General features: G+C 70.7%; 15 protein-coding genes. 10 read left to right on the top strand and 5 right to left on the bottom strand.

Annotated features, from left to right (window positions below; genetic code table 11):
• The coding region (locus F3J18_RS29780) for a cytochrome c (RefSeq protein ID WP_166915739.1) at positions 1-1,344 on the top strand (1,344 nt) is incomplete at its 5' end.
• Positions 1,345-1,407: 63 nt separating this feature from the next.
• Here the strand turns inward: F3J18_RS29780 and aldA are convergent.
• From aldA to F3J18_RS29760, 4 genes are all read right to left on the bottom strand, one after another.
• A complete protein-coding gene (gene aldA / locus F3J18_RS29775) occupies positions 1,408-2,844 on the bottom strand; it encodes an aldehyde dehydrogenase (protein WP_166915737.1) in 1,437 nt (478 codons plus the stop codon).
• Between the two features lie 93 nt (positions 2,845-2,937).
• A complete protein-coding gene (locus tag F3J18_RS29770) occupies positions 2,938-3,768 on the bottom strand; it encodes an HpcH/HpaI aldolase/citrate lyase family protein (protein ID WP_275691669.1) in 831 nt (276 codons plus the stop codon).
• 19 nt (positions 3,769-3,787) lie between these two features.
• Positions 3,788-4,972 carry an L-rhamnonate dehydratase gene (gene rhmD / locus F3J18_RS29765; protein ID WP_025100140.1) on the bottom strand — a complete coding sequence of 395 codons (1,185 nt, stop codon included), beginning with the start codon at positions 4,970-4,972 and terminating at the stop codon, positions 3,788-3,790.
• Between the two features lie 23 nt (positions 4,973-4,995).
• A complete protein-coding gene (locus F3J18_RS29760; protein ID WP_166915735.1) occupies positions 4,996-6,312 on the bottom strand; it encodes an MFS transporter in 1,317 nt (438 codons plus the stop codon).
• 357 nt (positions 6,313-6,669) lie between these two features.
• On the opposite strand from F3J18_RS29760, the gene F3J18_RS29755 reads away from it, so the two are divergent.
• On the top strand, positions 6,670-7,452 hold the full coding sequence (locus F3J18_RS29755) for an SDR family NAD(P)-dependent oxidoreductase (protein WP_166915733.1): 783 nt from the start codon (positions 6,670-6,672) through the stop codon (positions 7,450-7,452).
• Here F3J18_RS29755 and F3J18_RS29750 read toward each other — a convergent pair.
• Positions 7,439-8,422, bottom strand: a complete 984-nt coding sequence (locus F3J18_RS29750; RefSeq protein WP_025100137.1) for a LysR family transcriptional regulator — start codon at positions 8,420-8,422, stop codon at positions 7,439-7,441. The genes F3J18_RS29755 and F3J18_RS29750 overlap by 14 nt on opposite strands.
• A gap of 147 nt (positions 8,423-8,569) precedes the next feature.
• On the opposite strand from F3J18_RS29750, the gene rhaM reads away from it, so the two are divergent.
• From rhaM to F3J18_RS29710, 8 genes are all read left to right on the top strand, one after another.
• The gene (rhaM, locus tag F3J18_RS29745; RefSeq protein ID WP_166915731.1) at positions 8,570-8,884 is read left to right on the top strand and encodes an L-rhamnose mutarotase; all 315 of its coding nucleotides are present in this window, start codon (positions 8,570-8,572) and stop codon (positions 8,882-8,884) included.
• 17 nt (positions 8,885-8,901) lie between these two features.
• Positions 8,902-9,798 (top strand): amidohydrolase family protein, encoded by an 897-nt coding sequence (locus tag F3J18_RS29740; RefSeq protein ID WP_166915729.1) that lies wholly within the window; start codon positions 8,902-8,904, stop codon positions 9,796-9,798.
• 87 nt (positions 9,799-9,885) lie between these two features.
• On the top strand, positions 9,886-11,421 hold the full coding sequence (locus F3J18_RS29735) for a sugar ABC transporter ATP-binding protein (protein ID WP_166915727.1): 1,536 nt from the start codon (positions 9,886-9,888) through the stop codon (positions 11,419-11,421).
• A 17-nt stretch (positions 11,422-11,438) separates the two neighbouring features.
• Entirely contained in the window at positions 11,439-12,461 is a 1,023-nt protein-coding gene (locus tag F3J18_RS29730) for an ABC transporter permease (RefSeq protein WP_051598340.1), read from the top strand.
• Positions 12,454-13,449, top strand: a complete 996-nt coding sequence (locus tag F3J18_RS29725; protein ID WP_166915725.1) for an ABC transporter permease — start codon at positions 12,454-12,456, stop codon at positions 13,447-13,449. The genes F3J18_RS29730 and F3J18_RS29725 overlap by 8 nt, the downstream gene beginning before the upstream one ends.
• 108 nt (positions 13,450-13,557) lie before the next feature.
• Positions 13,558-14,586: a rhamnose ABC transporter substrate-binding protein gene (rhaS, locus tag F3J18_RS29720; RefSeq protein WP_166915723.1), complete on the top strand. Its 1,029-nt coding sequence runs from the start codon at positions 13,558-13,560 to the stop codon at positions 14,584-14,586.
• Positions 14,587-14,702: 116 nt separating this feature from the next.
• On the top strand, positions 14,703-15,017 hold the full coding sequence (locus F3J18_RS29715; protein ID WP_025100130.1) for a zf-TFIIB domain-containing protein: 315 nt from the start codon (positions 14,703-14,705) through the stop codon (positions 15,015-15,017).
• 65 nt (positions 15,018-15,082) lie between these two features.
• Positions 15,083-15,295, top strand: a 213-nt coding sequence (locus tag F3J18_RS29710) for a hypothetical protein (RefSeq protein WP_166915721.1), incomplete at its 3' end; no start/stop codon positions are given.

Here is a 15,295-nt window from a genome sequence, read left to right as displayed (position 1 = left end):
CCGCCTTCGGCCGAGCTGCTCGCGCGCGGCGCCTATCTCGCCCGGGCGGGCGACTGCGCCGCCTGCCATACCGCGCCGGGCGGCAAGCCGATGGCGGGCGGCCTGCCGATCGATTCGCCGTTCGGGCAGATCTGGTCGAGCAACATCACCCCCTCGGTGCGCGGCGGGATCGGCGCCTACACGCAGGCGCAATTCGCCCGCGCGCTGCGCGAGGGCGTGCGCGCCGACGGCACGCATCTGTATCCGGCCATGCCCTATCCGTCCTACGCGGGCATCAGCGATGCCGACGTGACGGCGCTTTACGCCTACTTCATGCACGGCGTCGAGCAGGTGGACGTCGCATCGCCGGAAACGCGGCTCGGTTTTCCGTTCAACCAGCGCTGGCTGATGGGCGGCTGGAACCTGCTGTTCGCCAGCGGCCGGCCGGGCGCGCCAGTCGAGGGCAAGAGCGCGGAGTGGAACCGCGGCCGCTACCTGGTCCAGACGCTCGGGCATTGCGACGCCTGCCACACGCCGCGCAACACGGCGATGGGGGAAAAGCCCGGCCTGGAACTGTCCGGCGGGCAGGTTGGGGCCTGGCGGGCGCCCAACATCACCTCCGATCCGGTCAGCGGCATCGGTGGCTGGACGCACGCGGAGTTGGTGCAGTACCTGCGCACCGGGGCGGTGGCCGGCAAGGGCCAGGCGGCCGGCGGCATGGCCGAGGCGGTCGAGAAGAGCCTGCAATACCTGAGCGCCGAGGACCTCGCTGCGATCGCCACCTACCTCAAGGATTCGCCGCCGGTCCGGAACCCGAAGGATACGCGCGCGGCCTACGACTACGGCGGCAACGGCCAGGATTACGAGGCCGCCCTGCGCGCCGACAATCCCGGCATCGGCTTCGGTCGGCCCGGCCCCGGTTACGTCGCGCTGAACAGCGGCGCGCAGTTGTACAGCGCGAACTGCGCGAGCTGCCACCAGTCGCGCGGCGACGGCACGCCGGACGAGGCCTTCCCGTCGCTGACCCACAACTCGGTGCTGGGTCGCGACAACGCCGACAACCTGGTGATGGTGATCCTCGACGGCCTGCATATCTCGACGCAGGGCAGGGAGCGCCTGATGCCCGGCTTCGCCGATGAACTGAGTGACGCGCAGGTCGCCACGCTCGCGAGCTTCGTGATGCAGCAATACGGCAACCCGGCAGTGAGCGTGAGCGCCGAACGGGTCGCCGTGCTGCGCAAGGGCGGGCCGCCTTCGCTGTTGTCCTACGCGCCGGCCGCGGCGACTGCCGCGATCGCCGGCATCGCGGCCATCGTCGTGCTGATCGCCGGGATGCGCTGGTCGCGCCGCAGGCGCGGGTCCTGACGGGCCGCGCGCCGGGCGGGCACGCCTGATCGTTCGCGCGTGCCCGCCCGGCGATCCTGCCGATCAAGCCTGCAGATACACCGCCTGCGTATGCGTGTACTCATACACGCCATGCTTGCCGTCCGCGCCGCCGATGCCGCTCTTGCGCACCCCGGCGTGGAAACCCTGCATCGCCTCGAAGTTCTCGCGGTTCACATAGGTCTCGCCGAACGACAGCCCGCGGATCGCGTGCATCGCCCGGTTCAGGTTGGCGGTATAGACCGAGGAAGTGAGGCCGTATTCGCAGTCGTTGGCCAGCGCGATCGCCTCGTCGAGGTCGTCGACGATCTGGATCGGCAGCACCGGCCCGAAGATCTCCTCGCGCATGATCGCCATGTCCTGGCGGCAGCCCGCGATCACGGTCGGCTCATAGTGGAAGCCGCGGCCCAGGTCGGCGCGCTTGCCGCCCGTCACCACCGTGCCGCCTTGCTCGACGGCCTTCGCCACCTTGGCGGCCACCTTGTCGAGCCCACCCTGGTTGATCAGCGGGCCCATCTCCACGCTCGCGTCGGCCACCGGATCGCCGTAGCGCGTCACGCGCATCGCCTCGCTGATGCGCTCGATGAAGGCATCGGCCACCTTGCGCTCGACGTAGACGCGCTCCGCGCAGTTGCAGACCTGCCCGGTATTGATCACGCGCGAATTGCGGATCGCCGTGACAGCGAGGTCGAGGTCGGCATCGGCCAGCACGATGGCCGGCGCCTTGCCGCCCAGCTCCAGGTTCAGCTTGGTGAGGTTGTGGGCGGCCGCGGCCATGATGCGCTGGCCGGTCGCCACGCTGCCGGTGAAGCTGATCATGTCGACGCCGGCATGCGCGCTCAGCTTCGCGCCGACATCGCCCTTGCCGCTCACCACGTTGAACACGCCGCGCGGCAGGGCGGTCTTGGCCACCAGCCTGGCGAACTCGAAGCAGTTGTTCGGCGTCTCCTCGCTGGGCTTGATCACGATGCAGTTGCCCGTCACCAGGGCCGGCGCCATCTTGCGGGCGATCAGGAAGAACGGGAAGTTCCAGGGCAGGATGCCGGCCACCACGCCCATCGGCTTGCGGAACAGCAGCAGGGTCTCGCCGGCGCGGTCGCTGGGGATGATCTCGCCCTCGATGCGGCGCGCCCACTCGGCCATGTAGTCCAGGTAGTCGGCCGTGAAGTTGACCTCGACCTCGGCCAGCGCGCGAATCTTGCCGCCCTCGTTGACGATGCCGTCGGCCAGCCGCGCCACGTCGGCGCGCAGCAGGTCGGCCAGCTCGTGCAGCAGGCGCGCGCGCTCGATCGCGGGCCGCGCCGCCCAGGCCGGCTGCGCGCGCCGCGCGGCCTCGACGGCGCGGGCCAGGTCGGCCTCGGTGGCGACCGGCGCGTGCGAGAGCAGGGCGCCGGTGGCGGGGTTGCGGACCTCGAAATGCTCGGACGAGGCGATGAATTCGCCGTCGATGTATTGCTGGTACTGCGTCGGGGTGCTGGACATGCTCGTCTCCTGGCTGGGATCGGGATGCGTCGGATGTCGGGGGTGGTGCAATGCAGTGCAATGCGGTGCGATGCGCGATGCGCGATGCGGGGCTCAGTATGCGCCCGATGCGGCGGGGCCCGCGGCGGCGGCCGGGTCGCGAAAACGCGCCAGCGCCGCGTCGAGCGCCTCGCGCAGCAGCACGATGTCGATCGCCACCGCCACGAAGCTGGCGCCCCAGCCGAGGTAGCGGCGCGCGGCGTCCTCGGCCGGCGCGAGGATGCCGGCCGCCTTGCCGGCCGCGCGTGCCGTCTCGATGATGTGGCGGATCGCCTGCTGCACCTCGGGATGGCCCGCGTCGTCGGGATGGCCGAGCGCGCAGGACAGGTCGGCCGGCCCGACGAACAGGCCATGCACACCCTCGGTGGCGGCGATGGCCGCCACCTTGTCGAGCCCGGCGCGCGATTCGATCTGCACGGTCAGGCACAGCGCCGCCTCGGCGCGCGCGAGATAGTCGCTCACGCGCCCCCAGCGCGTGGCGCGCGTGAGCGCCCCGCCGATGCCGCGGAAACCGCCCGGCGGATAGCGCATCGCGCGCACCAGCGCGGCGGCCTGCCCGGCGCTTTCCACCATCGGCACCATCAGCGTGGTGGCGCCGATGTCGAGCAGTTGCTTGATGCGCGCCGGATCGTGGTCGACCGTGCGCACCACGGGCCGCGTGCGATAGGGCGCGAGCGCCTGCAACTGCCGCAGGATGCTGTCCACCGCGTTCGGCGCGTGCTCGCCGTCCACCAGCATCCAGTCGTAGCCGCTCTGCGCGATGATCTCGGTGGTGTAGCTGCTGGCGAAGCTGTTCCAGGTGCCCAGTTGCGGCGTGTGGTCGGCCAGCGCGCGCTTGAATGGGTTGTCGAGCGGGTCCATCGGTTCGTCTCCGGAAGAAGTCATGGGGCGTTCGGTGCGAGCCTCAGTGCGTGTAGGGCCGCTCGAGCTTGCAATCGGGGTTCAGGCGCACCCCGAAGCCCGGCTTGTCGAGCGCCGAGGCGCGCATCCGGCCGCGTTCCGGCACCGGCTCGTCGAGCAGTTGCGGGTGGAACATCGGCACCACCTGGTCGGCCTTCGGCGCCATCATCAGGAACTCCGAGAACGGGCTGTTGTGGCGCGTGATCACGAAGTGATAGCTGTAGACCGAGGAGCCGTGCGGCACCACCAGCGCGCCGTGCGCGTCGGCCAGCGCCGAGATCTTGATCAGCTCGGTGACGCCGCCGCACCAGCCCACGTCGGGCTGCAGCACGTCGCAGCAGCCCATCTCGAGCAGCATCCGGAAGCCCCAGCGGGTCGCCTCGTGCTCGCCGGTATTGACCAGCATGCCGGGCGGCACGGCCTTTCGCAGCGCCGCGTAACCCCAGTAATCGTCGGGCGGCAGCGCCTCCTCGATCCACTTGAGCCCGTAAGGCCGGGCCGCGTGCGCGAGGCGCGTGGCGTAGTTGAGGTCGAGGCTCATCCAGCAGTCCCACATCAGCCAGAAATCGGGGCCGACGCGCTCGCGCATCTCGGCCAGTTCCTCCAGGTTGCGGCGCAGCCCTTCCTCGCCCTCGGCCGGGCCGTGGTGCAGCGGCATCTTCCCGCCGATGAAGCCCATCTCCTTGGCCAGGTCGGGGCGCGCGCCGGTGGCGTAGAACTGCAGCTCGTCGCGCACCGCGCCGCCGAGCAACTGGTGCACGGGTTCGTCGCGGATCTTGCCGAGCAGGTCCCACAGCGCCAGGTCCACGCCCGAGATGGTATTGACCACCAGCCCCTTGCGCCCGTAGTAGAGCGTGCCGAAATACATCTGGTCCCAGATCTTCTCGATGTCGGTCACCTTGGCGCCTTCCACGAAGCGCGCCAGGTGCTTCTCGACGATAAAGGCGGCCGGCTCCCCGCCGGTGGTGACGGCGAAGCCGACCGTGCCGTCGCTGGCCTCGACCTCCACCACCAGGGTGCCCAGCACGTTGATGCCGAAGCTGCGGCGGCTCGCGCGGTACTCGGGATAGCGGGCCATCGGCGTGGCGATGTGGTCGTCGATCCAGTGGCCGTCGCCCTGGTCGTGATAGTCCGCGCCGCCGCCGCGAAGCGTGTAGGCGCGAATCTGCTTGATGGTCGGTACCGACATGGTGTTCCTCCGGAATGACGAGGCTAGGAAGACGAGTGGCGCGGCTGCGCATGGCGCTCGCCGCCGGCCGCGCCCGGGGCGCGCGCGATCAGCAGCGCGGCCGCGAGGGTGGTGGCCGCCAGCGTGTAGAGCCCCGCCGACGGCGAATGGAAGGCGGTTTCGGCCGCCTGCTTGAGGTTCGGCGCGACGAAGCCGCCCAGCGCGCCGAACGAGTTGATCAGGCCGAAGCCGGCCGCGGCCGCGCTGCCCGTCAGGCTGGCCGCGGGCAGCACCCAGAACACCGGCTGCACGGCGATGAAGCCGGCCGCCGCGAAGCACAGCGCGACGAGCGAGAGCACCGGCTGCGAACTGGCCACCGAGGCGGCGATGCCGGCCGCGCTGATCGCCAGGGTGGCCGCCGCGATCGCGCGGTGCCGGCCGTGGCGGTCCGCCTGGACGGGTACCCAGTAGGCGGCCAGCAGCGCGCACAGCCAGGGCAGCGCGGCCACCAGCCCGACCGTGAAGCCGAGCTGGCGCCCCATCAGGCTCGCCACCTGGCTCGGCAGGTAGAACACCACGCCATAGACGCTCATCTGGATCAGCAGGTAGATCGCGCCGAAGCCGAGCACGCGGCGATCGGCCAGGGCCCGGCCGACCGAGGCCGGGCCGTGCTCGCGCTTGAGGCGATCCTCGGCTTCCAGCGTGGCGGCCAGCAGTTCGCGCTGCGCGGGCGGCAGCCAGCGCGCGTCGCGCGGGCGGTCGTCGAGCCGGAACCAGGCGGCCACGCCCACCAGGCTGGCCAGCAGCCCCTCCACCAGGAACAGCCATTGCCAGCCGCGCAGGCCGGCCGCGCCGTGCAGCTCGAGCAGCAGCCCCGAGAGCGGCGAGCCGAGCACGAAGGCGATCGGCGCGCCGAAATAGAACAGGCCCAGCGCCTTGCCGCGCGAGCGCTGCGGAAACCAGTAGCCCAGGTAGAGGATCACGCCGGGGAAGAAGCCCGCCTCGGCCACGCCGAGCAGGAAGCGCAGCAGGTAGAAGGCGGTCTCGCCGCGCACGAAGGCGGTGGCGGCCGACACCAGCCCCCAGCTCACCATGATCCGGCACATCCACAGCCGCGCGCCGAAGCGTTCCAGCATCAGGTTGCTGGGCACCTCCACCAGCGCGTAGCCGATGAAGAAGATGCCGGCGCCGAACGCGTAGGCCGCGTCGGACAGGCCCGTGTCGAGCTGGAACTGGGATTTGGCGAAACCGAGGTTGGCGCGATCGAGGAAGGCCATCACGTACATCAGCAGCAGGAACGGCAGCAGCCGGCGCGTGACGCGCCGCACCGCCTGGCCGAGCAGGATTGCCGGGTCGTCCATCCATGTCTCCGTGTCTGTCGTGTCTTGTCGGCCGTGCGTCGTGCCTCGGCCGGTGCCCAGGGCATGCAGCACTGTAATCACGGCGGCGATGCGTGACCAATACCAAAATCGGCGCCCGCGATGCGATTTCCGGATCGATGCGAGGCGCCGAGCCGGGAAGGCGATCCGGAACGCGGATCGCGCGATGCCGATTGCGGATTGTCGGCGCCCGGGCGGCGACCCTATATTGGGCCGCGCGGGGGCGATGGCCCGCGGCGCATCGACGGACGCAGCGCCGCGCGGCGGCCGGCGCGAGCCGTGTGCCGCGTGCCGTGGCCGGCCCACGCGCTGCGCACAACCGGGAACCAGGAGGGCGAGGTGCTGCTGAAAGACAAGGTGGTGATCGTGACGGGCGGCTCGCGCGGGATCGGCCGCGCGATCGCGTTGGCGAGCGCGCGCGAGGGCGCCGACGTGGTGATCAATTACTGGGGCGACAACGACGCTTCCTACGGACGCGGCACGGCCGTCGACGAGGTGATCGGCGAGATCGGCAGGCTCGGGCGCCGCGCCATCGCGGTGGAGGGCAACGTCGCCCAGCCGGGCACCGGCGCCGAGCTGGTACGCCAGGCGGTGCGCAGCTTCGGCCGCGTCGACGTGCTGGCGAGCAATGCCGGCATCTGCCCGTTCCACGCCTTCCTCGACATGCCGCCGGCGGTGCTGGAGCGCACCGTCGGCGTGAACCTGAACGGCGCCTTCTACGTCACCCAGGCGGTGGCGCGGCAGATGCGCGAGCAGGGCACGGGCGGCGCGATCGTCGCCACCAGCTCGATCAGCGCGCTGGTGGGCGGCGGGATGCAGACCCACTACACGCCCACCAAGGCGGGCGTGCATTCGCTGATGCAGTCCTGCGCGATCGCGCTGGGGCCTTACGGGATCCGCTGCAATTCGGTGATGCCGGGCACCATCGCCACCGACCTCAACGCCGAGGACCTGGCCGACGCGGAAAAGCGCGCCGGCATGGAGAAGCGGATTCCGCTCGGCCGCCTGGGCGCGCCGGAGGAGGTGGCCGACTGCGTGGTGTTCCTGGCCTCGGATCGCGCGCGCTACGTGACGGGCGCGGCCCTGCTGGTGGACGGCGGCCTGTTCGTCAACCTTCAGTGACGATCACGGGCGTGTCCGGGGGCGGGATGTCGACGGCGGGATCGGAGAAGCGCCGCAGCAGGCCGACGAAGTATTCGGCCGCCTCCGACAGCGGCTCGTCGCGGCGCGTGAGGATGCCGTAGCCGGGCAGGCGCTTGCCGATCTCGAGCGGCAGCGCCACCAGCAGGCGGGCCTTGACGTGGTCGCGCACCACCGATTCGGGCAGCATCGCGATCGCATCGAAAGTCTCCACCAGTTGCAGGGTGGCGAAGATCGAGCCGCATTCGGTCAGGTTGGCCGGCGTGGCCAGGCGCGCCCGCGCGAATTCGTTCTCCAGCAGCACCCGCGCCGGGCTGGTGACGGGCTGCGCCACCCAGGGCCACTCGGCGGCCTCGGCCAGGGTCAGCTCGCCGCGCGCGGCCAGCGGATGCTGGGCGCGCGTGACCAGCACCAGGGTTTCGGAGGCGATCGGTTCGAAGTGGAAATCGTTGTGCTGCAGCGCATTGGTGAGGCGCCCGAGCGCGAGATCGACCTCGCGCCGATACAGCAGTTGCACGATCTGGTCGCTGGTCTCGCCGAGGATGCGCACGTTCAGCAGCGGGCGCACCGTCTTCAGCGAGGCCACCGCCAGCGCCAGCACGTCGGGCGCGGCGCCCATGATCGCGCCCACCGTCAACTGGCCGTGGCCGCCGCGGCGCTTCACGTCGAGATCCTCGGCGAAGCGCGTGAGGTCCGACAGCGCGCGCCGCGCATAGGCCAGCACCGCCTGGCCCAGCGCGGTGGGCGCCATGCCTTTCGCATTCCTGTCGAACAGGCGAAAGCCGAAGGCGTCCTCGATGTCGCCGAGCATGCGGCTCGCGCTGGGCTGCGCGACGTTGATCTCGCTGGCCGCCTGGTGCACGTTGCGGCAATCGTCGAGCGCCACCAGCAGGGCGAGATGCTTGAACTTGAGCCGGTTGACGAGCGACAGCGCGGTGGTGTGCAGGGTCATGGGCAGGTGATTCGTTTTCTGGATCGCCCAATGATGATAACGGATTGGTTGGCTATCGCGAGCCGTTTATAGTCGCTGCATCCCGTGGGACGGGGCGCCGCCGAGGCAGCGCCCGCCGATACGACAACGAGGGAGACAGACAGGATCATGGAGACGATCGCCTTCCGGATGAAGCTCGATCCGGGGCAGCGCGAGGAATACGCGCGCCGCCACCGCGAGATCTGGCCCGAGCTGGCCGCGCTGCTGCGCGAGGCCGGCATCCGCGATTACCGGATCTTTCTCGACGAGACCACCGACCACCTGTTCGCCGTGCTCACGCGCGAGGAGGGCCATCGCATGGCGACGCTGCCGGCCGAGCCCGTGATGCGCAAATGGTGGGATTTCATGGCCGACATCATGCAGACCGGGCCCGACGGCTCGCCCGTGCAGGTGCCGCTCGAACCGATGTTCCATCTGCCCTGAGCGCGAGGAGAGCGAGGATGCGAGTGGTCGATCCGCATGTGCATTTCTGGCGGCCCGGCGGCGGCGACTATCCGTGGCTGGCGAAACCGGGCGTCTCCTTCGTCGGCGACGCGCGCGAGCTCGCGCACGACTACCTGCCGGCGGACCTGCTGCGCGAGGCCGGCGAGATCGAGATCGCGAAGGTGGTGCATGTCGAGGCCAACTACGATCCGGCGCGGCCCGTCGACGAGACGCGTTGGCTGCAGTCGCTGGCCGCCAGCGAAGGCGCCGGCCATGGCCTGCCGAACGGCATCGTGGCCGCGGCCGACCTGTGCGCGCCCGACCTCGAGGCGACCCTGGCCGCGCATGCCGGGCACGCCAACACGCGCGGCATCCGCCAGATCCTCAACGTCCACGCCAGGCCGCTCTACAACTACGTCGATCGCCACTACCTGCACGATCCCGCCTGGCGGCGGCAGTTCGCGCTGCTCGGCCGCCACGGCCTGTCCTTCGACCTGCAGCTGTATCCCTCGCAGATGCCCGAGGCGGCGCGGCTCGCGCGCGAGCATCCGGAGATCGCGATCGTGCTGAACCACGCCGGCATGTTCGTCGACCGCGATACGCCGGCCGGCTATCGCGCCTGGCGCGAGGGGCTGCGCGAGCTGGCGGCCTGCCCGAACGTGTCGGTCAAGCTGAGCGGCTTCGCGATGTTCGATCACGACTGGAGCGTCGAGAGCCTGCGCCCCTACGTGCTCGAGGCGATCGACACCTTCGGCGTGGCGCGCGCGATGTTCGCCTCGAACTTCCCGGTGGATCGCCTGTTCGGCGGCTACCAGGCGCTCTGGCATGCCTATGCGCGCATCGTCGGCGGCGTGAGCGAGAGCGAGCGGCGGCAGTTGTTCGCGGCCAACGCCGAACGCATCTACCGGATCTGAGGGATCCGGATCGAAGGCCGCGCCGCGCGCATCGAGCGACCCGCGCCGGCCCCAAGCCTCATCGGCAACACCAACAAGGAGACGATCTTGGCGACACCGGTACAGGCGGCCCCGCCGCCGCGCCTCGAACTGCGCGGCGCCAGCAAGTCCTTCGGCGCGGTGCGCGCGCTGACCGGCGGCGAGCTGGTGCTGCGCGCGGGCGAGGTGCATGCGCTGCTCGGCGAGAACGGCGCCGGCAAATCGACCCTGGTGAAGATCCTGGCCGGCGTGCACGCGCCCGATGCCGGCGAGCTGCGCGTGGACGGCGTGGCCCGGCGCTTCGCCTCGCCCTCGGCGGCGCGCGAGGCCGGCATCGCGGTGATCTACCAGGAGCCCACGCTGTTCTTCGACCTGTCGATCGCCGAGAACATCTACATGGGGCGGCAGCCGCTGGACCGGCTCGGGCGCATCGACAGCGCGGCGATGGAACGCCAGGTGGCGGCGCTGCTCGCCTCGCTGGGCGTGAACCTGAAGCCGCGGCAGCCGGTGCGCGGGCTCTCGATCGCCGACCAGCAGGTGATCGAGATCGCCAAGGCGCTGTCGCTGGAAGCCGGCGTGCTGGTGATGGACGAGCCGACCGCGGCGCTCTCTCGGCCCGAGGTCGAGCGCCTGTTCGCGATCGTGCGCACGCTCTGCGAGCGCGGCGCGGCGGTGCTGTTCATCACGCACCGGCTCGAGGAAGTGTTCGCGCTGAGCCGGCACGTCACCATCATGCGCGACGGCGCCAAGGTGCTGGATGCGCCCACCGCCGAGCTGGACACCGCGCGCATCGTCGCCACCATGGTGGGTCGCGACCTGGCCAGCTTCTACCCGAAGGCCGAGGTCGAGCGCGGCGCGGTGCGCCTGGCGGTGCGCGGGCTCACGCGCCTGGGCGTGTTCAAGGACGTGTCCTTCGAGGTGCACGCGGGCGAGATCGTCGCGCTGGCCGGGCTGGTGGGCGCGGGGCGCAGCGAGGTGGCGCGCGCCGTGTTCGGCATCGATCCGCTCGATGCCGGCGAGATCGTGGTGGCGGGCCGACGGCTCGCGCCGGGCGACCCCGGCCGCGCGGTGCGCGCGGGCCTGGCGATGGTGCCCGAGGATCGCCGCGAGCAGGGCCTGGCGCTGGAGCTGAGCATCGCGCGCAATGCCTCGATGACGGTGCTGGGGCGCCTGGCGCGCTTCGGGCTGGTATCGGCCGCGCGCGAGCTGGCGCTGGCCGCCGACTGGGGCGCCAGGCTGCGCCTGAAGGCCGGCGACCTGCGGCTGCCGGTGGGCACGCTGTCGGGCGGCAACCAGCAGAAGGTGGTGCTCGGCAAGTGGCTGGCCACCGGGCCCGCGGTGCTGATCATCGACGAACCCACGCGCGGCATCGACGTGGGCGCAAAGGCCGAGGTCTATGCCGCGCTGGCCGAGCTGGTGCGCGAGGGCATGGCGGTGCTGATGATCTCCAGCGAGCTGCCGGAGGTGCTGGGCATGGCCGACCGCGTGCTGGTGATGCACGAAGGGCGGATCCGCGCCGATATCCCGCGCGCCGAGGCCGACGAGGAGCGCATCATGCGCGCCGCGCTCGGCGGGCGCGACCCCTCCCTGGAGCGCGCCGCATGACCACCGGAACCCCTGCCATGAATCGCGCCGAGGCGCCGGGCCGGCACCCGCTCGCGGCGCTGGCCGCCGCCATCGCCCGCAGCCGCGAGACCACGCTGTTCGTGGTGCTGCTGTTGCTGGTGGGCGGCACCGCGCTGGCGCGTCCGCAGTTCCTCAATCTGCAGAACCTGCGCGACGTGCTGCTGAACGTGTCGATCGTCGGCCTGCTGACGGCCGGCATGACGATCGTGATGCTGATGCGCCATATCGACCTGTCGGTCGGCTCGGTGGTGGGGCTGGGCGCCTACGGCGTGGGCAGCCTCTACGTGGCCTTCCCGCAGTTGCCGGTGCCGCTCGCGCTGGCCGCCGGCCTCGCCATCGGGCTCGCCGCCGGCGGCCTCAACGGCCTGCTGGTGGCCTTCGGGCGGGTGCCCTCGCTGGTCGCCACGCTGTCGATGCTCTACATCCTGCGCGGCGCCGACTACGCCTGGGTGCACGGCGGCCAGATCAACGCTTCGAACCTGCCCGACGCCTATTCGCGGCTGGCCACCGGCTCGCTGCTCGGCGTGCCGGTGCTGGTGCTGCTCACCGCGCTGCTGCTGGCGGGCCTGTCGCTCTACCTGAAGCGCTACCGGGCCGGCCGCGAGCACTACGCGATCGGCTCGAACCCCGAGGCCGCGCGGCTGGCCGGGATCCGCGTCGAGCGCCGCGTGATGGCCGGCTTCCTGATCTCGGGCGCGCTGGCGGGGCTGGCCGGCGCGCTGTGGCTGGCGCGCTTCGGTACCGCCGACGCCAGCACCGGCAAGGGCATCGAGCTGCAGGTGGTGGCCGCCGCGGTGGTGGGCAGCGTGGCGATCAACGGCGGGGTGGGCACCATCCTCGGCGCCGCGCTGGGCGCGCTGGTGCTCGGCGTGATCAATATCGCGCTGGCCGTGCTGCATGTCTCGCCGTTCTGGGAACAGGCGATCGAGGGCGCGCTGATCGTCGCCGCCGTGACGGCCGACACGCTGCTGGCCCGCTCGGTGGCCAAGCGCATGATGAGGAAACGCGACCATGGCTGAACCGATCCGTGCCGCGCGCCGGCGCGCGGCCCTCGGCTGGGAGGGGCTGCTGGTGCTGATCCTGGCCGCCTCGCTGGTGCTGGGGCGGGTGCTCTCGCCGGTGTTCCTGGAGAGCGCGAACCTCGCCAACATCCTGCTCGACATCGGCGAGATCTCGCTGATGGCGCTGAGCATGACCCTGATCATCGTGACCGGCGAGATCGACCTGTCGGTGGCCTCGATCCTGGGCGCCGCCAGCGCGCTGATGGGCGTGCTCTGGCACCTGGGCCTGCCGATGCCGCTGGTGATCGCGCTGGTGCTGGCGGCCGGCATCCTGGCCGGGCTCGTCAACGGCTGGGTGATCGTGCGCTTCCGGCTGCCCTCGCTGGCGGTGACGATCGGCACGCTCGCGCTGTTCCGCGGCCTGGCCTACGTGCTGCTCGGCGACCAGGCGATCGCCGATTTCCCGCCCGCCTACACGGCCTTCGGCATGGACAACCTGGGCGGCAGCTTCCTGCCCCTGCCGTTCCTGATCGTGATGGCGGCGGCGCTGCTGTTCACGGTGCTGCTGCAGGCCAGCGCCTTCGGCCGCAGCCTCTACGCGATCGGCGCGAATCCCGCCGCCGCCACCTTCTCGGGCATCGCCGTGGCGCGCATCAAGCTGCGCCTGTTCGTGATGTCGGGCCTGATGAGCGCGCTGGCCGGGGTGGTCTACACGCTGCGCTTCACCAGCGCGCGCGGCGACAACGGCGAGGGTTTCGAGCTGGCCGTGATCGCGGCCGTGCTGTTCGGCGGCGTGAGCATCTTCGGCGGGCGCGGCTCGCTGTATGGCGTGCTGCTGTCGCTGCTGATCGTCGGCGTGCTGAAGAACGCGCTGACCCTGGTGGACGTGTCGAGCGAGGCGCTCACCATCGTCACCGGCGTGCTGCTGCTGTCCTCGGTGCTGATCCCGAACCTGCTCGGCGCCTGGCAGGCGCGCCGGCTGCGGCGGCGCATGCGGGCGTCCTGAAGCCGGGCGGCTCCCCCTTCGTGCCGCGCGGCAGGCATCGCGCGGCAGCTCGAACCCCTGCATATCAACACGGCCGGACGCTCGCTTCGGCCCAACCTGGAGACAAGCATGCATCGATTCCCCAATCCGGCCGCGCGCGCGGCCGCCGGCGCGCTGCTGGTCGCGCTTACCGCGCTGTCTGCGCTCGCCGCGCCGGCGGCCACCGCGGCCGGCGTCAAGGAGGGCCTCAAGATCGCCTTCGTGCCCAAGCAGATCAACAACCCCTACGAGGTGATCGCCGACGACGGCGGCCTGGCCGCGATCAAGGAGCTGAAGGGGCAGGGCAAGGTGGTGGGCCCCTCGGACGCGGGCGCGTCCTCGCAGGTGCAGTACATCAACACGCTGACCACCCAGCGGCAGGACGCGATCGTGATCGCCGCCAACGACGCCAACGCGCTGGTGCCCTACCTGAAGCGGGCCATGTCGCAAGGCGTGAAGGTGGTGACCTTCGACTCCGACACGGCGCCCGACGGCCGGCAGATCTTCGTCAACCAGGCCAACGCGGAAAGCATCGGGCGCGGGCAGATCCAGCTGGTGGCCAAGCTGACCGGCGGCGAGGGCGAGTTCGCGATCCTCTCGGCCACGCCCAACGCGACCAACCAGAACACCTGGATCCACTGGATGCAGGAGGAACTGAAGAAGCCCGAATACGCGAAGCTGAAGCTGGTCAAGATCGCCTACGGCAACGACGACGACCAGAAGTCCTTCGTCGAGACCCAAGGGCTGCTGCAGGCCTATCCGAACCTGAAGGCGATCGTGGCGCCCACCTCGGTGGGGATCGTGGCGGCGGCGCGTTATATCTCCACCTCGTCGAGCAAGGGCCGCGTCGCCGTGACCGGCCTCGGCACGCCGAACCAGATGCGCGCCTTCGTCAAGAACGGCACGGTCAAGGCGTTCCAGCTGTGGGATCCGGGCCAGCTCGGCTACCTGGCCGCCTATGCCGCCGCCAATCTCGCCTCGGGCAACATCAGCGGCAAGGAGGGCGAATCCTTCGAGGCCGGCAAGCTGGGGCGGCGCAGCATCGGCAAGAACGGCGAGGTGGTGCTCGGGCCGCCGACCACCTTCGATGCGGGCAATATCGACCAGTTCAATTTCTGAGTCGGGGCATAAAGGTTCGAAAAAACCGCAGTCGAATTTCGTCGGATACAGGTTTTTTCGAATCGGCCAGATCCTTATGCTGGCTCCATCTTCAAGCCGTTCAAGGAGCCAGCAAGATGAAATGCCCCGTCTGCAAGACCCCGGACCTGCTGATCGCCGAGCGCCGCTCGATCGAGATCGACTACTGCCCGAGCTGTCGCGGCGTGTGGCTCGATCGCGGCGAGCTCGACAAGCTGATCGCGCTCGATGGCGAGGAGCAGGCCAGGGCACCGGCCTCGTCGAACACGCGCGGGCACGACGAGCGCGAATTCGAGCGGCAGCGCGAGGCGCGCCATGACGATCATCGGTACCGGCGCGACGAGCCTCGCTCCGGGCACCCGCAGCCTTATCGCAAGAAACGCTCGCTGTTCGACATGTTCGATTTCGATTGAGCCAAGGAGCCGCCGGCATCGCGCCGGCAGCTTTTTTTGGTTGGCGGGCGGCGACGCGATCAGCGGTGCTGCTGCCTTTCGTGTTCCTGCGGATGCGGTGCCGCGTGCTGCTCGGGCTCATGTTGCGCATGCTCGGCCGGCCGAGGCTGCGCAGCCGGGCGCGGCGCCTCGCGCTGCTGCGGCGGCGCATGCACCTCATGCTGCTGCTGGAAGGCCTCGCGCGCCTGGGGCGCCGCCTCGCGCTGCTGGCGGGGCGCCTCGGCCGGCTCGTTGCGCGG

This window comes from Burkholderia sp. Ax-1720 (assembly GCF_011753035.1).
In the GTDB taxonomy this organism is placed as follows: domain Bacteria; phylum Pseudomonadota; class Gammaproteobacteria; order Burkholderiales; family Burkholderiaceae; genus Burkholderia; species Burkholderia gladioli.
The sequence above is the reverse complement of the archived record's forward strand: the minus strand, read 5'-3'. Positions and strand labels throughout refer to the sequence as shown.